At 37.3% G+C, this 22,254-nt stretch carries 14 protein-coding genes; 13 read left to right on the forward strand and 1 reads right to left on the reverse strand.

Going from position 1 to position 22,254, the window contains the following annotated elements:
• The first annotated feature begins 61 nt into the window (after window positions 1–61).
• The 12 genes from C8N37_RS06180 (at window position 62) to C8N37_RS06235 (ending at window position 20,622) form a co-directional block, all read left to right on the forward strand.
• Complete coding sequence (locus tag C8N37_RS06180; protein WP_170114492.1) at window positions 62–1,486, forward strand: sensor histidine kinase; 1,425 nt, start codon at window positions 62–64, stop codon at window positions 1,484–1,486.
• Window position 1,487: 1 nt separating this feature from the next.
• Complete coding sequence (locus C8N37_RS06185) at window positions 1,488–2,174, forward strand: response regulator transcription factor (protein WP_108158418.1); 687 nt, start codon at window positions 1,488–1,490, stop codon at window positions 2,172–2,174.
• Window positions 2,175–2,270: 96 nt separating this feature from the next.
• On the forward strand, window positions 2,271–2,846 hold the full coding sequence (locus C8N37_RS06190; protein ID WP_108158098.1) for a discoidin domain-containing protein: 576 nt from the start codon (window positions 2,271–2,273) through the stop codon (window positions 2,844–2,846).
• A gap of 12 nt (window positions 2,847–2,858) precedes the next feature.
• Entirely contained in the window at window positions 2,859–5,951 is a 3,093-nt protein-coding gene (locus C8N37_RS06195; RefSeq protein ID WP_108158099.1) for a SusC/RagA family TonB-linked outer membrane protein, read from the forward strand.
• Window positions 5,952–5,968: 17 nt separating this feature from the next.
• Window positions 5,969–7,780, forward strand: a complete 1,812-nt coding sequence (locus C8N37_RS06200) for a RagB/SusD family nutrient uptake outer membrane protein (RefSeq protein WP_244914352.1) — start codon at window positions 5,969–5,971, stop codon at window positions 7,778–7,780.
• A 194-nt stretch (window positions 7,781–7,974) separates the two neighbouring features.
• Window positions 7,975–10,263 (forward strand): GH92 family glycosyl hydrolase, encoded by a 2,289-nt coding sequence (locus tag C8N37_RS06205; RefSeq protein ID WP_108158420.1) that lies wholly within the window; start codon window positions 7,975–7,977, stop codon window positions 10,261–10,263.
• A gap of 182 nt (window positions 10,264–10,445) precedes the next feature.
• The gene (locus C8N37_RS06210) at window positions 10,446–12,074 is read left to right on the forward strand and encodes a DUF6377 domain-containing protein (RefSeq protein ID WP_108158100.1); all 1,629 of its coding nucleotides are present in this window, start codon (window positions 10,446–10,448) and stop codon (window positions 12,072–12,074) included.
• Window positions 12,075–12,315: 241 nt separating this feature from the next.
• Window positions 12,316–15,261, forward strand: coding sequence for a SusC/RagA family TonB-linked outer membrane protein (locus C8N37_RS06215; protein ID WP_244914353.1), 2,946 nt, complete (start codon window positions 12,316–12,318; stop codon window positions 15,259–15,261).
• A 10-nt stretch (window positions 15,262–15,271) separates the two neighbouring features.
• Window positions 15,272–16,795, forward strand: coding sequence for a RagB/SusD family nutrient uptake outer membrane protein (locus C8N37_RS06220; protein WP_108158102.1), 1,524 nt, complete (start codon window positions 15,272–15,274; stop codon window positions 16,793–16,795).
• A 39-nt stretch (window positions 16,796–16,834) separates the two neighbouring features.
• On the forward strand, window positions 16,835–18,307 hold the full coding sequence (locus tag C8N37_RS06225; RefSeq protein ID WP_228115812.1) for a glycoside hydrolase family 30 protein: 1,473 nt from the start codon (window positions 16,835–16,837) through the stop codon (window positions 18,305–18,307).
• An 11-nt stretch (window positions 18,308–18,318) separates the two neighbouring features.
• Window positions 18,319–19,659: a DUF5125 domain-containing protein gene (locus C8N37_RS06230; RefSeq protein ID WP_108158104.1), complete on the forward strand. Its 1,341-nt coding sequence runs from the start codon at window positions 18,319–18,321 to the stop codon at window positions 19,657–19,659.
• A gap of 600 nt (window positions 19,660–20,259) precedes the next feature.
• Window positions 20,260–20,622, forward strand: a complete 363-nt coding sequence (locus C8N37_RS06235; protein ID WP_108158105.1) for a DUF7674 family protein — start codon at window positions 20,260–20,262, stop codon at window positions 20,620–20,622.
• A gap of 119 nt (window positions 20,623–20,741) precedes the next feature.
• On the opposite strand, the gene C8N37_RS06240 is transcribed toward C8N37_RS06235, so the two are convergent.
• Window positions 20,742–21,266, reverse strand: coding sequence for a hypothetical protein (locus C8N37_RS06240; RefSeq protein WP_108158106.1), 525 nt, complete (start codon window positions 21,264–21,266; stop codon window positions 20,742–20,744).
• A 221-nt stretch (window positions 21,267–21,487) separates the two neighbouring features.
• Here C8N37_RS06240 and truA point away from each other — a divergent pair, with 221 nt between their 5' ends.
• Window positions 21,488–22,249 carry a tRNA pseudouridine(38-40) synthase TruA gene (gene truA, locus C8N37_RS06245; protein ID WP_186812809.1) on the forward strand — a complete coding sequence of 254 codons (762 nt, stop codon included), beginning with the start codon at window positions 21,488–21,490 and terminating at the stop codon, window positions 22,247–22,249.
• Window positions 22,250–22,254 lie beyond the last annotated feature (5 nt).

Genomic DNA, 22,254 nt, shown 5'->3' on the forward strand with positions numbered 1-22,254 from the left:
AGCACATTCGATCAATATCATAGGAAGGACATAGATTAAATATCAGGTTTGAAAAATGTCAATGGTCAAGTATACACCTAAGAAGATAAGTAAAATTAAGATCATACAAGCGGTAGCAATTACCAGTTTTGTGGTCTTAATTTTTCTGCAGCTTCGATTGATATCGAGTGTTTATAAAATCGAACAACTTGATTTTTTAAAAAATGAAAAAGCGGGAATTAAGCTGGAATATGAACAATCGATCATCAATGATAAAGTCTATCGTGGTGGGCAAAAGATCATCGATTCCATCTTGGTGCCGCAATACCCTAGGTTGCAAAAGTTAGCGAAAGAAGATCAAAAACTATTTAAACAAAAATTAAATCAATTAGGAGATCAAGTCTTGGTAGCGCTCAAAAAGGGGGCGAACTTTAATGTCGAATTTGACCATATCGTGCGTAAACAAAAGTTGGATCAAGCAGAATATAATTATGCCCTATATATGGACCGACTTAGTCTCACATTTGATGGGAATACCTATTATTCCTTATTTGATATCAGTACAGCAGATAGCAAAGGGTTAATAGATGGTCATCTGGAAGTTGTCCGGCCCCAAAATATTGTCTCCGCAATTACGGTTACGCTACCTTCTGCGTATTCTAATTTAGTAGGTTTTAAACTTTATGTGAGTAAGCATAATCAGGTCAAAAATATCCTGTTGGCTATAGCACCATTTTTACTTTTATCCTGTAGCAGTATTATTGTCATTGTTTTTTTATTTTTCATCACCATGCGCAATTGGATCAGGCAAAAGAAATTGAACGAAATTTCTGCTGACTTTTTCAACCATGTGACACATGAATTCAAAACCCCACTTACCACGATACAAGTGTCCGCCAAAAATCTGAAAGCAGATCTACAAGATAAAAAATGGACAGGTGGTTTTAGAAGTGTTGAGGTCATCAACCGGCAGGTGCAGCGCCTGGACAAATTGGTCAATCAGGCCTTGGAGGTTTCGTCTTTCGACCCGCAGGCAGCACAATTTGATAGACATTTTTTGATCACAGATTTATATGATATCATCCTCGATAGTCAGATCAAGTGGAAAAAAGAAGCCACAATTACCTTGTTTTTTGACGATCACATAGCCGAATTGTGTGCTTATTATGACCACTTTATGTTCACGACATTAATCACAAATTTGATCGAAAATGGATTAAAGTATAATGTAAGCAATGAAAAAAATGTGCGTGTGCAAGTTGTACAGCTATCTACGAAGCTGTTGGAAATTGAAATTCGTGACAATGGTTATGGAATCGAAAAGCGTGACCAAAAGCGTATATTTAATAAGTTTCAAAGGGGTGATCAGCTGAGGTCTATGACAGGACTGGGCTTAGGATTATATTTTGTTCAGAAAATTGTTGAGGTCCATAAATGGAAACTCGATCTGGATAGTACAATAGATGTTGGAACTATTTTTAGAATTACAATTCCAATTATTAAATAGTATGGAAGGTAAAATATTACTGATAGAGGACGACGCAGATTTAGGCTGCGAAGTACAATGGTATCTGGAACGAAGCGGTTTTGAAGTACACTTGGTCGATGACGGTGATCAAGCATTAGCGCTAAGTAAAAGACAAAATTTTGATTTACTACTTGTTGATGTTCAATTGCCATCTTTTGATGGTTTTGAATTAATTAGGCGTATCAAGCTATTAAAACCAGAATTTCGATTTTTATTTCTGACTGCAAGAAATGCAAAAGAGAGCTGTATCACGGGTTTGAAATTGGGGGCAGAAGATTATGTCACCAAGCCATTTGATACGGAGGAACTTTTATGGCGTATGAATAATATTTTAGCACGAGGAAAGGAGAAGAAAGTGGAGGAGTTACAAATTGCGGATGTAACCTTACTCTGTAGCGCTATGGAAGTGCGGGTGAATGGTGGAACCACGCTTCGTTTGACTACCCGTGAATTCGAGCTTTGGAAATACCTACTGCAAAATCTGGATCGCGTATTGACAAGAGAAGAAATATTGAATAAAATATGGGGCGAATGTGATTATTTTATGGGTAGGAGTTTGGATGTCTTTATTTCTAGGATACGTAAAGTATTACAAAATTCGACTCAATTGAAAATTGAAACCGTGTACAAAGTTGGCTTTATCACCCGATTGATCAAGCATGGATAAAAAAAATCGTTGTTAACAATTGATTAACAAGTTTTTGAAATAGGCTTTTCTATATTAGACTACTAATCCGTTTTAGTATATCTAATAAAGCCTATTATGAACAAACTAACCAAATCTAGGCGATTGTTGCTTCTTGTTAGCATACTGTTGTCTTTTAGTGCTTGCCAGAAAACTGAGGTCAAGAGCTATGAATTATTACCTGCGGAAAATGAACCAGAAATGGATATTACCATTTATGGTAAATTGACTGTTAACCATGAAAATAGTAATGGTGTGACTGCAGGTGAAGGTTCTCCAAAAGTTGTCGATGATGACTATTCAACCAAATTTTTAATTAATCCCTATGTAAATGATCTATTTCTACAATTAACTTTCCCTGGTGGGATTGCGGTCACTTCTTATGTATTAGCTTCTGCAAATGATGCTTCAGGAAGAGATCCAAAAGATTGGGACCTCGTTGCTTCCAATGATAGCGAAAATTGGACAACATTGGAGAGCAAAACAGGATATGCTTTTCCCGATCGTAATTTTAAAGTTCGCTTTGACATCTCTAATACAACAAAATATAAGTTTTACAAACTGAATATTAAGGCTATTGCAGGTGGAACAGGCTTGTTTCAATTGGCCGAGTGGCGGTTGATCTCCGATCCTCAAAAAAGTGCTAATCAATAATTAACCTACCAGATGATGAAAAAAATAATCGGAACAATAATCGTTCTTGTCGCTTTTTGCAATAGTTTTTGGGGCAATGAAGCTGTTGCGCAACAGGCAGGACAAGTTCTCGTAAAAGGAGTTGTGCGTGATGAGATGAATGTAAATCTTTCAGGAGTAACTGTCACCAATTTAATGACGAAAAATTCTGCAGCAACAAAAGAAAATGGGCAATTCGAGATCCTTGCCAGCCGAGGAGATTCCTTGACCGTCACCAATGTGGGATATGAACCTTATCGTGTTGCAATCAATAATGCCATCAATTTAAATATTATTTTGAAAGCCATAAATAACGGTATTAATGAAGTCGTTGTTGTAGGTTATGGGCAGCAAAAGAAAATTTCTGTTGTGGGAGCCCAATCCAGTGTGAATGTTGAAGACCTGAAATTACCGGTAGCCAATCTGAGCACCATGCTGGCAGGACGTATCTCCGGACTTGTTGGAGTACAGCGTTCTGGTCTTCCAGGTGCAGACGGTGCTGATCTATGGATCCGCGGTATTTCAAGTATGTCCGGAAATACAGGACCTTTGGTCGTGGTCGATGGGGTACAAGGTCGTGATATCAATGGGCTAGATCCAGAGGATATCTCCTCGTTGACGATCTTGAAAGATGCATCAGCGACAGCGGTATACGGTGTTGCAGGAGCCAATGGTGTAATTTTAATCAGTACCAAAAAAGGTATAACGGGCAAACCTGCTTTGATGTTTAATTATAATCAAGGCTTTACATCGTTTACAAAAAGACCCGAACTGACGGACGGGGTGACGTATATGCTCTTGCGCAATGAGGCTCGAATAGCGACAGGTATGCAAAAAGAATATTCCAATAATTATATCAACAATACTATTCTTGGCAACGATCCTTACCTATATCCCAATGTCAATTGGATGGATCAACTCTTTAAAAATTCGGCAAGCAACCGTCGTGCAAATTTTAGTGCTCGAGGAGGATCTGAATTTGCAAGTTATTATGTGTCTGGAGCATATTATGATGAGTCGAGTTTGCTCAGGACAGATGATCTGCAAAAATATGATGCTACCACACGATATAAGAGGTATAATTTTACTTCTAATATCTCCATGAACTGGACGTCAACAACCAAATTCGAATTGGGGACGCAAGGTAATATCGGTAACATCAATTATCCAGGCGTGAGACCCGAAGAAGCTTTTGGCAACGTGATGCAAACAAATCCAGTGTTGTATCCTGCTATGTATCCAGGAAATTTTGTTCCAGGAGTGAGTTCAGCAGGAGCGCAACCTAATCCGTATGGTCAAATAACGCAAACGGGTTACCAAAATATTTTCAGTAATCAAATAATGACAAATGCTCGATTGACACAAGACCTTTCATTTTGGTTAAAAGGATTGAATTTTTCAGCATTATACTCCTTTGATATCTGGAACGAACATACCATCAATCGGACCCGAAATAGGAGTACTTATTTAATCAATCGCTTATTCCCATACGATGATCAGGGAAATCCAATTTTGAATATTATTTCACAAGGGGCCGATGATCTTGCATTTTCAAAATCAAATAATTCCAATAGACAATTTTACACCGAGGCGGCATTGAATTATAATACCGTGATTGCAGACAAGCATCAGATATCGGCGATGTTATTATATAACCAAAGGGAGATCGTGGAAGCTTTTGCGGATAATGTGACATCCTCGCTACCTTTTCGTAATATGGGTACGGCAGGTCGTTTGACCTACTCTTATGACGATAAGTACTTTGTTGAAGGTAATTTTGGTTACAATGGGTCGGAGAATTTTGCACCAGGAATGAAGTTTGGATTTTTCCCTTCCTTTGGTGTCGGCTGGGTAGTGTCTAATGAGAAATTTTTTGAACCGGTAAAAAATGGGATTAACTTTTTGAAATTGCGCTATTCTGACGGTAAAGTTGGAGATGGTAGTAATGGAGGAACCCGTCGCTTCGGTTACCTGACCTTAGTGAATACCGGTGCCGGAGGATATACTTTTGGTAACGGTACCAATAATACGGGCTATGGTGGAACTGCGATTTCAGATTACGGTACCAATGTGCAATGGGCTGAGTCCCATAAACAAAATCTAGGTCTTGAAATCAAAACATTAAAGAGTAAATTATCATTAACAGTTGACTTTTTTAAAGAAAAAAGAACAGGAGTATTTTTACAGAGAGCTTCACTTCCTGACTATGTAGGATTGACCAATAATCCTTGGGCAAATTTAGGAATTATTGAAAACAAAGGGATAGACGGAACTCTTGAATTAGCACCTTTTCCTGTTGGAAATGTCCATGTAGATATGCGTGCTACCTTTACTTATAACAAAGACAAGATTCTTGAAAATGATCAACCGAAGCAACCATTCCCCTATATGGAAAGAAGGGGCAACAACGTGTTGGGCATATATGGATATCAAGCAGATGGTTTGTTTCAATCGTTAGAAGAGATCCAAAATCATGCTGATCAAAGTGCTTTAGGAGCACAACGTGTCGGTGATATTCGGTACAAAGATCTAAATGGTGACGGATTGGTAGATGCCAATGATGTCAGCTGGATAGGACATGGTGATGTGCCTAATGCTGTCTTTGGTTTTGGTGTCAACGTTTCCTATAAACAGTTTTACTTTGGTGCATTTTTTCAAGGTACTTCGGGAGCTGAGCGCCTTATTGGTGGTGATGGTATTATTCCTTTCAATAACAGCACTGGAGCAGAGAGAAGTAATCTCTATACCATTGCTGAAGATCGCTGGACAGAAGAAAATCCTTTGGAAAATCCATTCTATCCGCGTTTAGCTTATGGTAATGCCGCAAACAAGAACAATTCTGCTGCTTCTACATGGTGGGTGAAAGATGTGGATTTCCTACGTTTAAAAACGATGGATATCGGCTATAATTTTAAAAAGGACTTTTTGCAGAAGATAAATATGAAAAATGCAAGGATCTATATACAAGGCGTAAATCTACTTTATTGGAGTAAATTTAAGCTATGGGATCCTGAATTGAACACAGGAAATGGAACTCGATATCCAAATGTGCGGACCATATCAATGGGCGTACAGGCCACATTTTAACTTTTAATCTTACAAAAATGAAAATATATAAATATAGCTGGGTGTTAATTGCAGCTTTAGCTTTGACATCTTTCAATAGCTGTAAAAATTACTTGGATCAAGTACCTGATGATGTCATTACGGTAGAGGATATTTTTAAATCCAAAACAAATACGGATAAGTTTCTCGCCAACATCTACAGTGTCATTCCCAATGAGTTGGTACAGCGATTTACGAATTCGGGCAATGCAGGCCCTTGGACCGCGGCTTCTGATGAAGCGAAATATACCTGGGATTTCAATTATGCCAACAATATGACTTCGAGTGTATGGAGCAATACCGATGGTGTTGTCGCAGGATTTTGGAACAGCTACTATGAGGGTATTCGCAATGCATCTTATTTTATTCAAAATATCGATAATGCAAATCCTGTTGAGGTGACTTCAGTCATGAAATCGACTTACAAAGCTGAAGCACGTGCACTTCGTGCACTGTATTACTATTATCTGGTGAAAACCTATGGGGCTGTCCCACTTATTGGGGAGCAAATACTGGATATCAACGCACCCTTAGCAGATCTTAAACTGGCAAGAAGTCCGTTTGATGCCTGTATCGATTATATTGTAACCGAGCTGGATGAATCTTACCAAGAATTACCTTTTGTACCGAGTAACAATGAATATGGAAGAATCACAAAAGGTGTCGTGAAAGCGTATAAATCTGAGGCATTGTTATTAAAAGCAAGCCCATTATATAATGGTAACGCCGATTTTGCAGCAATTAAAAATTCAGATGGAACAGCATTATACAGTCCAACTGAGGACCGACAAAAGTGGCAAGTAGCAGCAACAGCTTCTAAAGAATTTATAGATGAATTTGTACCAAACTATTATGATCTCTATCAGGAAACCAATGCGGACCCTTTTGTTGCAGCATATTTATCCTGCCGTAATGTGATGACGACAGATTGGAATCGGGAATGGATATTTGCCCGATCGAACAGTGGAAATAATACGCAGTATGATCGTACACCAAAACATGTTGGTTTTCCGTCGGCAGCTCAAGGTGGTGGTGCACTCGGAGCAACTCAATTCATCGTCGATGCTTATTTTATGAAAAATGGATTGCCTATTTCTGATCCTAAATCAACGTATTCGGAAGAGGGATTTGTCAACTATAAGGCTCCATATGATCCGGCAGAGCGTACCACATACAGGATGTATGTCAATCGCGAACCACGTTTTTATGTCGGGATCACTTACAGTGGAAGCTATTGGTTGAACCAAGCTAATAGTAGTGCTCCAGTCATTTCTTTGTTCAACTATAGTGGTAATTCAGGAAGATCACAAAGTACATCCGATGTTACACCTACAGGTTACACGGTGAGAAAGAATGTAGGATCTAATGGTAACAGCAGAGGAGCGCTATTGTTAAGATTAGCAAATATATATCTGAATTATGCAGAGGCGCTCAATGAATCTTCACCTGGACATGCAGATATTTTAAAATATGTAAATCTGATCCGCAAACGTGCGGGCGTACCTGGATACGGTGAAGGAGATGTTGCCATTCCTGTGGGGCAGGTAGCGATGCGTGACGCTATTCGAAAAGAACGTCAGGTAGAATTAGCTTTTGAAAATGTCCGTTATTTTGATGCACGCCGTTGGAAGATTGCTGAAAATACGGCTAGTACTGCTGTGTATGGAATGAATCTCAATGCAGACGGTAATGACTTCTTTAAACGGACACTTATTGAAACTAGGATATTTAAAAAACGGGATTATTTATTCCCAATTCCAAATAACGAAGTATTGAAGAATGAAAAGTTAGTTCAGAATGCAGGTTGGTAATGTTTGTTTGTAATCGAATCAAGGTCCTTTTAGGACCTTGATTTATTTATTGCGGAGCATCTCAACTATCTTTTTTTTAATAATAATCGGAGCTTATTTAGGAGTTAACGTGAAGATGTGTAAATTTAGAAAAAACTATTTTTAAAGATTAAAGCATGACCTTTGTCTATTTGATCGAAAAGAAAAACAACATAATGAATTTAAAAAAAATTGTAGGATCGCTTGTTTTCATGTTCTCCATCTGTGTAAGTGGAGCACAATCTCTTAGTCCAGTTGATTATGTCAACCCATTGATCGGTACCCAGTCCAAGTACGAATTATCCAATGGCAACACCTACCCGGCTATTGCTGTGCCCTGGGGAATGAATTTTTGGACGCCTCAGACCGGTAATATGGGCGATGGTTGGGTATATACTTATACCGCCGATAAAATTAAAGGTTTTAAACAAACCCATCAGCCAAGTCCATGGAATAATGATTATGGACAATTTTCAATCATGCCGACAACAGGTGAACCTGTCTTTGATCAAGAGAAACGTGCAAGCTGGTTTTCACATAAAGCAGAAATCGTGAAACCTTATTTATACAGCGTTTATTTAGCGGATTGGGATGTAACGACAGAGTTGACGCCATCGCAACGCGGAGCGATATTTCGTTTTACATTTCCTAAGACAGCAGAAGCAAATATCGTTGTCGATGCTTTTGATAAAGGATCTTATGTAAAAATAATTCCAGAGGAAAATAAAATTATAGGATATAATACTCGTAATAGTGGTGGTGTACCAGAAAATTTTAAAAATTATTTTGTAATCGTTTTTGATCGTGCTTTTGATTTTAAAGCTGCGGTCAAAAGTGGTGCGATCAAAAGTAATGTATTGGAATTAGAGGACAATCACGCCGGAGCCATCATCGGATTTAAAAATTTAAAAAGAGGCGAACAAGTTTTAGCTCGAGTAGCATCATCATTTATCAGTTTTGAACAGGCAGAACTCAATCTAAAAGAAGTAAATGGTAAAACATTTGATGAAATTGCAACCGCAGGAAAAGCCAAATGGAATGAGGTCTTAGGACGTATTGAGGTCACAGATCCAGATATAGATCGTTTAAAAACTTTTTATTCCTGTTTATACCGTTCGACTTTATTTCCACGTGATTTTTCTGAGATAGACCGTCAAGGCAACCGCGTGCACTATAGCCCTTATAATGGTCAGGTACTTCCTGGTGAGATGTTTACCGACACGGGGTTTTGGGATACATTCAGAAGCTTGTTTCCTCTGTTAAATTTAGTGTATCCCGAGATGAATGATCGGATGCAAGCGGGTTTGGTAAACGCCTATAAGGAAAGTGGATTTCTACCGGAGTGGGCTTCACCAGGACATCGCGAATCGATGATCGGTAATAATTCTGCTTCAATCGTTGCTGATGCTTTTGTGACAGGGAGAAAAGGGTACGATGCCCATTTATTATGGGATGCCGTCGTGCACGGAGCACATCATGCGCATCCTAAAATTTCGGCAACCGGAAGGTTTGGTCATGAGGTCTATAATCAAATGGGTTTTATTCCCGTCGATAAAAATATCGATCAAAATGTGGCAAGAACACTGGAGTATGCATACAACGATTGGAGTATCTATCAATTTGGTAAAGCATTGGGCAAACCAGCATCTGAAATAGACATCTATGCAAAGCGTGCCATGAATTATAAAAATATTTATGATGCCGAGACAAAATTGATGCGAGGTAAAAAATCCGATGGTACTTTTATTGCACCTTTTGATCCAAGCGCTTGGTCAAAAGAATATACCGAGGGAAATGCTTGGCATTGGAGCTTTTGCGTATTTCATGATCCTCAAGGACTGATTGATCTGATGGGAGGTAAACAATCATTTAATGCGATGTTAGATACCGTATTTGTGATCCCAAGTTATGAAGGTATGAAAAGTAGAAGCATGATTCATGAAATGCGTGAAATGCAGATCATGAATATGGGACAGTATGCGCATGGCAACCAACCGATTCAGCATATGCCTTATCTATATAATTATGCTGCTGAACCTTGGAAAGCACAATATTGGGTCCGAAAAATAATGGATAAGCTTTATCTGCCTACTCCAGATGGTTACTGCGGTGATGAGGATAATGGACAGACATCTGCATGGTACGTTTTTTCAGCGTTAGGTTTTTATCCCGTAGCACCAGGATCGGGAGAATATGTACTGGGGTCGCCACAATTTCAATCCGTTAAGTTAAAATTGCAGAATGGGAAAGTATTGACAATTGATGCCACCAATCAAGACAAAGGAAATGTATATGTCAATCAAGTCAAGATCAATGGAAAATCGTATACTAAAAACTTTTTTAGGTATGAGGAACTGATAAAGGGGGCGAAAATACAATTTGATATGTCTGATCAGCCCAATAAAAAAAGAGGAATAAAGGATGAAGATGCTCCTTATTCCTTTAGTAAAATAGAATTAAAGTAATGTAATCATTGTTCATCATCTCCAGATCAAAATTGTACTAGGAGTTGGTATACTGATACACACAATGGCATCAAATGGATGGCACTGTAAAAATGGGGTAGGCAATTTTTTGTCTACCCCATTTTTGTGAATTTAAGGTAAAATATGATATATTTATCGGCAATCACGGGGGGATTTAAATAATGACTAAACGCTTAGCAGTTCTTTTTTTACTTTATTTTTTTGTTTTTACGGGTATTGCCCAAGATTTGAGTGATAGTACAAGTGTCTATCGCAAATTGGAGTATGTCATGGAAAATCAAGAACTTTATGTGAAAAAGAAAGAAGATCAAATCGCCAGACTTAAAAAGGAAGCGGTCATGATCCAACATGATAAAAATTTATATCTGAACAAAAACTACGAAATATTTAAAAGTTACAAAAAATTTCAATCTGATTCGGCTCTCCATTATATCATGCTTTGCAGGAAATTGGCTTTGAACAAATCAGATTCCTTAGCAGTTGTGATTAATCTGGATCTAGCTTGGATCTATTCTTCAATAGGCCGTTATATCGAGGCAGCTCAGGTGTTGGCCCAATTGCAGTCTCAGACTTTACCTCAGGCACTGTTACCCAAATATTATGAAATTTACAGTGCCTTTTACAGTCATTATGGACAAAGCAATAATCATGATAAATATTATCAGGCAAGTGAACGCTATCGGGATTCTCTCCTCATGGTTCTTAATCCAACATCTTCTGAATATAAAAGTACAATTGCCATTAAAACCCTATTTCAGGGAAAGCGAGATGAGGCGAAGGCATTATTTAAGTCCATGTGGGTAGATCATGAAGAAAATTTAGAACAAAGGGCACTTATAGCCTATTTCATGGGATTGATCTATAAGCAAGAAAAGAATATTGTGGCTCAACGCTATTATTTTGCTCGCTCAGCGATTGCTGATATTGAAATTGCTAATCGAGATAATGCTTCTTTACAAGACTTGGCTTTGACTTATTATGAATTACGGGATTTTGATCATGCATTCAAATTTATTGAAAAAGCAATTGATGATGCCATGGGTTGTAATGTTCGTTATCGTATCGTTGAGGGTACCTCTTTTTATCCGATTATCAATGCCGCTTATCAGAAAAAAATTAATACCCAAAATAAGCAATTGCAAATGATGCTTTTTGTCATTAGTTTTTTATCGGTGATTTTGATTATTGGTTTGATATTTATCTTTAGGCAAGTACAGCGATTGCGGCAAACAAGAGAGGAGCTATCGGTGACCAATACCAATTTACGAAAGTTGAACGATGAGATCAATCATAAAAATAGTCAACTTTCCGAATCGAATCATATAAAAGAGGAGTATATAGCCCAATTTTTTGATCTCTGCTCCAATTATATTGACAAAATGGAAGACATCCGTAAAGCGCTTCTTAAAAAAGCAAGTGCGCAACACTGGGATGCGATCAAAGATCAATTGAAATCCACACAGATGGTCGAGCGGGAAGTACAGCAGTTGTATATTAATTTTGATCGTATTTTCTTAAATCTTTATCCTTCATTTGTATTAGACTTCAATAAACTCCTCGCCCCAGAAGAGCAAATTCTACCGAAGAAGGGTGAGTTTTTAAATACCGAACTTCGTATTTTTGCATTGATCCGACTAGGTATTACGGACAGTGTAAAGATTGCCAGTTTTTTACGATACTCGTTGCGAACGGTGTATAACTACCGAACCAAAGTTCGCAATAAAGCGATCGGAAATCGCGATGATTTTGAAGATTTTGTCCGCCAGATAGGCGTAATTGATCGTTCTTAACGATCAATTAAGTACTTTTTGACTTATATATATTTTTGCAAAATCCTCATTTATAATTATTTAAAAAAATAATCCAGTACTTTTTAAGATTGCACCCTTTTATTCCGATTGGGGTTCTAGTAGCTTTGTTTGAGCCACAGAGCGGGGGAACTCTATGGCTATTTGAGTAGTTCTCAAACTAATTCTAGAAACCATTTTATAAATACTTATGATTTTCTTTACTAAGAAAGCAACTCTTTTTATGTGGCTAATTTGTTTCTTTGCGATGATGGGTCCATCTTTTGCTCAGGATAGATTGCAGATCAGTGGGCGTGTCATTGACGCTCAAGATCAGAAACCATTAGGTGGAGTGACGATTGTTCAAAAAGGAACAACAAATGGCGTATCTTCCCAAGAAGATGGACGCTTTCAAATTTCGGTTCCAGCAGGAACGACCCTTTTAGTGACCTATGTCGGTTATGACAGCAAAGAGGTACTAGCAAATACCAGTAATCTTACCGTACAGTTAAGTGCATCGACCAATGTGTTAGACGACGTCGTAGTGATTGGATATGGCTCTGTCAAACGAAAAGATGTCACTACTGCTATCTCATCGGTATCAACCAAAGATCTTGAAAAAAGACCGATCGTCAATGTGGGGCAAGCGATCCAAGGGAAAGCAGCGGGTGTAGCCGTGATGCAACCGAATGGTGCACCAGGAGGTCAGATGAATATCCGTGTACGTGGAACAACTTCTTTTAATGGAAGTAATGATCCGTTGTATGTAGTCGATGGTGTACCTGTGGATAACATCAAATTCCTATCACCCAATGATGTGACCGATATTCAAATTCTCAAAGATGCATCTTCTGCCGCTATTTATGGATCAAGAGCTGCCAATGGCGTCGTTCTGATCACGACTAAAACTGGTAAAGTTGGCGAAGGAAAAATTACATTTGGAGCGCAATTGACATCCAATATCGTGAACAATACCGTGAATGTGTTGAATACGGAACAATATCGAGATCTTCAAAATGAAATTGGTATGGTCAATCTTCCTGTTGGATTGACAGATCAAACCGATTGGTTTAAAGAAACCTATAAAACGGGTATCCAACAAAACTATCAATTGACGATTTCAGATGGTACGGAGAAATTAAGATATTATCTTTCTGGAGGATTCACAGATGACAAAGGAACATTAAAAGGTTCGTTTTTTAAACGTTATAATTTTAAAGCTAATATTGACAATCAAGTCCGTAAATGGTTAAAAGTTAATGCCAATGTTACCTATTCTGATTACAATGATAATGGTATTACATCCGGTTTAGGTTCTAATCGAGGAGGAGTGGTGACTGCTGTGATTACAACACCAACTTATGCACCAATATGGGATCCAACGGATCCGGAGCGTTACTATAATAATTTCTATGGAATCAATAATATCACGAGCCCTATTGAAAATCTAGCGAGAACAAAATATAACAACAATCGCGAAAATAGAATATTAGCATCGGGAAGTGCCTTGATCACCTTTGATCCCAATTTGAATTTTAAATCTTCCTTTACTTTAGATCGTAGAAATGGTTTATTGACTACTTTTTTAGATCCGTTGACAACGACGTGGGGGAGAAATCAATATGGTGAAGCATCAGATATCCGTAATATGAATACGGTATTGACATGGGATAATGTGTTGACCTATAACAAAAGATTTGGAAAGCACCATATCGAAGCTATGGCTGGTTCTTCCTGGACAGATTCAAAATATACCAATAGCTATATCAATGGATCGCACTATGCAAACGGTTTGATACAAACATTGAATGCAGCAAACATGATTTCTTGGAATGGTACAGGATCTGGCGCTTCCAATTGGGGGATCATGTCCTATTTCGCAAGGGCCATGTACAATTACGATGGTAAATATCTGTTGACAGCAAACATGCGTGCAGATGGTTCTTCCAAATTAAATCCAAATGATCGTTGGGGTTATTTCCCTTCTGTTTCTGCAGCATGGAGACTTTCATCAGAAGATTTCTTAAAAGATGTGGAATGGATTGATGACTTAAAGATAAGAGGTGGATGGGGACAAACAGGTAATCAATCGGGTCTGGGCGATTATTCTTACTTAGCTTTCAACGGAATAGAAAGAATAGAATGGTTTAAGGTAGGTCAAGAACATGCTGTGCCCAATATTACACAGCCCAATACGTTAAGAGCGAAAGATTTAACTTGGGAAACCACAACACAAGCAAATATAGGAGTGGACGTCGCAGCTTTTCAAAATAGAGTAACCTTGACGTTAGATTATTACCATAAAAAAACAACGAATATGTTGATGGAAGTTTCTCTTCCAGCAGGATCGGCAGCAGCAAGTGTGATCAAACGTAATGAAGGAGAGATGACGAATAAAGGTCTTGAAATTGCGCTAGGATCAAAAAATTTAGTAGGTGAATTGACATGGAACACTGACTTTAATATATCATTCAATAAAAATCGTCTCGATAAACTGGTGCTAAGTCAGCTTTATAATGACGCGATGACCAATGACAATGTGCATGATTATGCTGTTCGAAATGAACCTGGACGTGCATTAGGAGGTTTCTTTGGTTATATCAGTGATGGTGTGAACCCAGAGACCGGTCAGTTGATGTATCGTGATTTGAATGGAGACCAAAAAATATCATCTTCTGATAGAACATATATTGGTGATCCAAATCCCAAATTTACTTACGGTATGACCAATAGTTTCTCTTGGAAAAACTTTGATCTCAGCATATTTATTCAAGGAACTTATGGCAATGATATCTTTAATGCAAGCCGTATGGAAACTGAGGGCATGTATGATGGCCGTAATCAATCTACAGTGGTATTAGACCGTTGGCGTGTGCCAGGACAGATAACCCATGTACCTAAGGCGGGATTTGATATGAAAAACTCGACTTATTTTGTGGAAGATGGAAGTTATTTGAGATTGAAAAATATCTCATTGGGTTATGCTATCGCTCCAGAACGATTGAAAAGAATGGGTATTCAAAAAATACAACCTTATTTATCTGCGAGCAATTTGTTGACCTGGACGAAATATTCAGGTATGGACCCTGAAGTCAACCAGTATGGAAACTCTGGACGTGTACAGGGTATAGATTGGGGAACTTATCCGCAAAGTAGATCATTTGTAGTTGGGGTAAACGTAGAATTTTAATGGAATAATCATGAAAACAATAGCTATAAAATTATTTTTCAAATTGCTTATCATATCTCTTCTAGCCTCTTCTTGTTCTTTAAATAGAGATCCATTAGATGGTTATTCGGATGATACTCAAGGAAAGACCGAATCAGGAACTCAGATTGTTTTTAAGAACAAGAGTGAAGTGGATAATTTCTTAACGGGAATTTATCAACAGATGCGCGACAGACAAGAACATTGGTATGTAGATTTATTACTCATCTCCGAATCACATGCCGACAATGCCTATGCAGGAACAACAGGGGCTGAGGTTTTACCCTTTGAGAATAATTCCATTGAAGGATCTAACTCCGTTATCGATCGGGATTGGGGTCGTTATTTAGAAGATATCGCTCGTGCTAACCGATTAATTATTAATATCGATAGTGTAGCAGATAAATCCGTAAGTGATTCGGATATTAAATCATACAAAGCACAAGCTAAAATCTTCCGTGCATTAGCGATGTTTGATATGGTACGTATTTTTGGATCTATTCCGGTCATCACGACGCAAGCTGCAGATATTACAGCTGAAAATATTGAAGAGGTATATCCACAATATTTTCCGTTCCAAAGCACCGAAGAAGAAGCATATCGTCAGATCGAAAAGGATTTAGTGGAAGCATTGGCGGATGCGCCTAATGGATCTGCAACTGATAAAACACGGTTTACAAAATCTGTAGCCAAAGCCATGTTAGCAAAAGTATATGCTGAAAAACCGATTCGTGATTATGCCAAAGTAATCCAATATGTAGATGCACTAACAGCTGATGGCTTTGACTTGAATACCAATTATGCTGATATATATGCGATGAATGCTGGCAACACTGACCTGGCACAGCGCAATACACGCGAATCCATATTAGAAGCACAATTTATGCCTGGAGCAGGTAATTGGGCGACATGGATGTTTGGTCGTGATCTGGCAAATTATGAAAATAGCTTTACATGGGCTAAGTGGGTCACCCCATCTCGAGATTTGATTCAAACTTATGAAAATGATGGTGATCAAATTCGAATGAATCAATCCATCGTCTATTATGTAGCCAAATGGAGTAATTATTATCCAGCTTCGCATTATCCATTTATGTTCAAACTGCGATCTTCAATGAGCAGTATGGTTAAATTAAGATATGCTGATTTATTATTACTAAAAGCCGAAGCATTGATTATGCAGGCCAGTCCAAATTTGACTGCTGCTGCTGAAATTATTGATCGTGTCCGTGAAAGAGTAAAACTTCCAAAATTAGATAATGCTACACGAGCAGGCAAAGATCGTATGTTGGAAGCATTATTGAAAGAACGCCGACTGGAATTGGCATTTGAAGGACAGCGTTGGTTTGACTTAGTTCGATTGGATAAGGTAGAGTCTGTGATGAATGCTGTATATGCTAAAGATTCAGGACGTAAGTCTCAAGTCTATCCATTTAATCAGTATTCATACCGCTTGCCTATACCACAAGCCAAGATCGATCAGAATCCAAATTTGGTACAAAATCTAGGATACTAATTAATTTAAAACTTTATGAAACGTAAAAATAATAATACTATGATATATACACTCTTGTTGTCCTGTTTAATGACGGCAACATCATGTAACCGAGACAGCTATACACCTTCTGCTATAGATTCGATAAAAGATAATGGCGATATCACCATATATACGACAACAAATACCCGTTCGCAAGATTTTAGTAAAGGGTTTATAGATTTCAGTACAAAATTTAATATGTCGCCCAATACGATCACCTTAGATCCTACTCAAAAGTTTCAGACTATGGATGGTTTTGGTGCAGCAATAACGGGATCTACTTGTTACAATCTGATGAAGATGACTCAAGAAGATCGGACAAAATTTTTAACAGAAACTTTCTCCGATGACAAAGGTATGGGAATGAACTACATTCGCATTGCTATTGGATGTTCGGATTTCTCTCTCAGTGAGTATACCTGTTGGGATAAAGAAGGTAAGGAAAACTTTGCTTTGCAGTCAGAAGAGAAACAATATGTTCTGCCGGTATTGAAAGAAATACTTGCCATCAACCCATCGATCAAAATTATGGGATCTCCTTGGACTGCACCAAAATGGATGAAAGTGAACAATCTAACAGATTTAAAACCTTTCGATTCTTGGACAAGCGGTCAGTTAAATCCTAAATATTACCAAGATTATGGATGGTATTTTGTACAGTGGCTGCAGGCCATGAAAAAAGAAGGAATCCATGTTTCTTCGATTACAGTTCAAAATGAACCTTTAAATCGTGGAAATTCGGCTTCTATGTATATGACTTGGCAAGAGCAACAGGCTTTTATTAAACAAGCCTTAGGTCCACAGTTGAAGGCTGCTTCTTTAGATACAAAAATCTATGCCTTTGATCATAATTATAATTATGATAATATCGCAGATCAAAACGATTATCCAGTAAAAATTTATAATGATGCCGGAGCAGCTTCCTTTATTGCTGGTGCAGCATTTCATAATTATGGTGGTGATAAAGCGGAGTTATTGGATATCCATAATCAACGTCCAGATAAAGAATTGGTATTTACTGAAACATCTATTGGTGAATGGAATGAAGGCCGTAATCTTGAAAAGAGACTGATGGAAGATATGCGTGAGGTCGCTTTAGGAACTGTTAATAATTGGAGTAGAGCAGTCATTGTTTGGAATCTGATGTTGGATAATGATAAAGGCCCGAATCGCGACGGAGGTTGTCAAACCTGTTATGGTGCAGTAGATATCAGTAAATCTAACTTTAAAAAGATTACACGCAATTCTCATTATTACATTGTGGGGCATCTTTCAGCGGTCGTAAAATCTGGAGCGGTGCGCATTGGAGCAAGCGGTTACACGGCGGAAGGACTGATCTATACGGCATTTAAAAATATAGATGGTTCTTATGCCCTAGTATTGCTAAATGATGCTAATGAGAATAGAAAAATCACCATAAATGATACAAAAAATCACTTTAGCTACGAAGTTCCCGCTAAATCGGTGGTTTCTTATCGTTGGGCTAATTAAAATATGACATTATGAAAAGACTTATTTTAAATTTCCTGTTGGGTACGGCTGCACTAGCAGCTTTGTATTCCTGTAAAAAGGATGAAAAATATGTGTATCAAATAGGAGAACCTAAAATCGAACTGAAATCCGATGTTTCATCGGCTCATTTTGGAGATAGTTTAGTATTTAAACTCCACGCATCGGATCAAGAAATAGCATTGTCAACAGTAAAAGTACAACTGTTTTTTACCGATGATAAAGTCTCTGAAACTATTATTCGCACAAAAGAGAACGGGGAATATAGCGGAAAGATTTTGATACCCTTCTATAAGAATATTCCAAACGGAAAGGCGACATTGAAATTTGTCTTGCAGAATATAAGTCAAAAAACGACTGAGCAAGCGTATGAAATTGAGTTGACTAGACCTGATTTTCCTTACTTGAATTTAGTAACTGAATCTAAATCGTATAAAATGGAAAAAGTAGGGCCAAATGAATATGCTGCGACAGAAAGTTTTCCATTTTCTGTAAAGGGATATATTCATGCCCCTAAGGTAGGAGCACAAGGAAATGAAATGAATTTTGGATGGGTAAATAATGCGGTAGACTTTGGTTCTATTACAGAAATTCCATTTTCTAACTCAACTTCAGGTGTATATAGTATCAAGTTTAACACCTTGACTTATGCAGCATCACCTTTTATTATAGCATATGCTATTAATGGAACTGTGTATAGCCGTATTGACGATGATCATTTCAAAGCAGAACTGGAATTGAAAAATGGAGAAAAAGTAACGATAGATGGGATTGAAGACCTCAAAGATTGGTGGATTGATCCCGATTATTTTACTCAAAAATCAGATGGAACAATCAATTTCAATGGTATCAATGGTAAATACCGTGTGACAGCAGATTTTAAAATGAAATATTTTGTTGTAGAAGCGATGGATGGAGCAAACTTAGCGACTTTAAAAGCAGATGGTACAGGAGCCATTTGGATTATTGGCGAGGGTATTGGTAAACCAAATATTGCAGCTAATCAAGTCGGGTGGAATACGGATAAGGCCTTATGTTTAGTACCTATAGGTAATAAAAAGTATCAAATTACGGTTAAAGCAGGTGAGTCTATTCATAAAGACAATATCAACTTTAAGTTTTTCCACCAAAAAAATTGGGGAGGTGAGTTTGGAGCAACAACGATCAGTACTGAAAGTGATTTAATATTTATTGGCACTGGAACAAATGGTCGAGATTCGGGTAACCTCGGCATTGTTGCTGGTAAATCACTTACTGTAGGTGAAAGTTATATCCTAACGGTAGATCTGAGCCAAGGGAATAGCAAAGCAGTGTTGACTGTAGTAAAAAAATAGGTCATCAGTGCATAACAATAAAAGGTAATATTGACCAAATAACTAAGCGATAATAAGACATTTCAGACAAAATGTCTATTATCAACGCAACTATTGCAAAGGGCTTGTACAAACATAATTGTACAAGCCCTTTTATATATGTAGTTTTTTTGCCCAATAACAATTCTTCATTCGATTCTATAAATCCAACCTTTTGATTTTCCAATTTCAGTTATATATAAGTTTTTATAGCGGATGTGTTACTGATCATTTTGATAAAACCCTATCATTTTGATTGACAATTGTGTCCGTAGTTTGGCTTGAATTGTAATGAAATTGTTGTTTTAATGTCTGTTTTCATTGTTTTTGTGCTGATGGCACGTTATTCGTAGTAGTGGCAAATAAGTTGGCAAAAGAATGATAGAGAAAACGAGAATAATGCCGTGGATTTGGTATGATTTTGATCAATCAATCTTAGAAAAAATAAATGAGTATAATATATTGGAGAAAAAATCGTAAAAAATAAGGGTACGAGTCAATATGAGATATGTTTTATCGTTTTTGATGGAAGAACCTTTGTTAAAACTTAATAACTAAATCAAGGCAAATAGAAAAAATAATATGGATACAATTAATGAGAATAAAGCAACGGATTATATAACTGCTTATTATAAAGAAATACATGACGAAATACGTCAATTGTCTAGTCGGGAAAACTTCGCAGGTATTCTTCAGGCAGCTGTGAATTTCTTGAAACTTTTACTTACAAATGGGCAAATACAAAAGATTGGAGATCGAATCAAAGTGATGGGGTGGTTGCATAAACGCGGAAATGAATACGTGAAATTTATCATTGAAAACTTGTTTGTGAGATCATTTGATGGGATGAAAAGAAGATGCACGGCAGTAGAGTGGAATAACTTATACAAAGGTATCCCTGTTGCTTTGAAGAAAGTATATATTGCACAAAAAGCATTAGCATAACCTAGATTTGTTGTTATATTATTAAAATCAGATTGGGTATCCAGTATATATTGGATACCCAATCTGATTTTAATAACTCCGATGTACTTCTTATACGTCTAGACCTAATTGCCATACATCTATAACCCTAAAATAGATTTTAGATCTTTTAATTCCTTTCTAAAAGACCAGCTTACTGCTGATTCTGCTAGAACAAATAAGATGAATACAGTTGTCAAGCTCATGATGATTAAATTGATTTGACTTGGTATCAATATTTCTATTTTATTGATAAGGGATATGAGGGTTATTTTATTGAAGTAACAATAAACAATGCCAAAACCAGATGCAATAAAAGTTGTGATATAATGAAAGCTTTTGTAATGAGCTAATTCGATACGTAGTTCATGGTAAAACCAGTTTGCATCTTGTATATTTTCGGAATTGATGTTCTCTGCCTTTTTATAAAAGGAATAAAACTTACAGAGATAATAGATGGCAAAGATCAGCATGATGGTATAAAAGAAATAGTAGACAAGAGCAAGCTGCTTGGTAAATCCAAAATAGGTGGGTAAAAAAGCAAGAAGGAGCATGCCCAGCACCTGTGCTAAAAATTCAATTTTCATTTTCGATTTGACCGACCGGATGATGTTTAATGTATTCATATTTTTTTAGTTTAAAATTGTTATAATTTAATGTACATGCAGTAAGTAACCAGAATTTGCAAACGTTACAATTTTTTTTAATCTTTTTAAAACTAGGATCTAGTGCTTCTCTAATTTATTCTAAATTGTAAGCTAACCTTATTTTTATGAATTTATTCAGACAGTTCTGTATCCGTTGGATTCTTGTATCTTCTTGCTAATTCATACCTTTGTCATTGAAAATGAAGAAAAGTAGATTTTTTATCGAGGTAGCTTATTTTGGAAAGAATTACCATGGATGGCAGGTTCAAAACAACGCCGTTTCTGTTCAAGAAAGATTGAATGATGCATTAGCTATTTTATTGCGTGTGCCGACGGAAACGATTGGAGCGGGAAGAACAGATGCTGGTGTTCATGCAAAACAGTTATTCGTTCATTTTGATGCAGATGCGACAGGAATATTGGCCAATCCAGAGCGTTTTTTATATGCGTTAAATGGACTTTTGCCTCATGATATTTCCGTTAAATCCGTCGTTCCGATACATGAAGATGCACATGCACGTTTTGATGCGATACGCCGTTCTTATGAGTACCATCTTCACTTTGAGAAAGATCCTTTTAGATATGAATACTCTTCATTTCTAAGGGATATTCCCGATGTTGAAAAAATGAACAAAGCTGCGGAATTTTTGTTAGGAAAAAAGGATTTCAGTTGTTTTAGCAAATCGAATACACAAGTATTTACCAATATATGTACCATATCAAGAGCGCAATGGATCTGGGAGGACGAAGGAAAACTTGTTTTTCATATTACCGCGGATCGATTCTTGCGTAATATGGTACGTGCTGTAGTCGGAACATTGTTGGAGATCGGAATAAAAGGTAAACCAATTTCATTTATGGAAGAAGTCATCGCGAGTCAGAATCGATCAATGGCAGGAACATCAGTTCCAGCTCATGGCTTATATTTGACTGAAGTGGCCTATCCTTACCCTGTAAATTAGAAAAA

The sequence above is a fragment of the Sphingobacterium faecium genome (assembly GCF_003054045.1).
GTDB lineage: Bacteria > Bacteroidota > Bacteroidia > Sphingobacteriales > Sphingobacteriaceae > Sphingobacterium > Sphingobacterium faecium.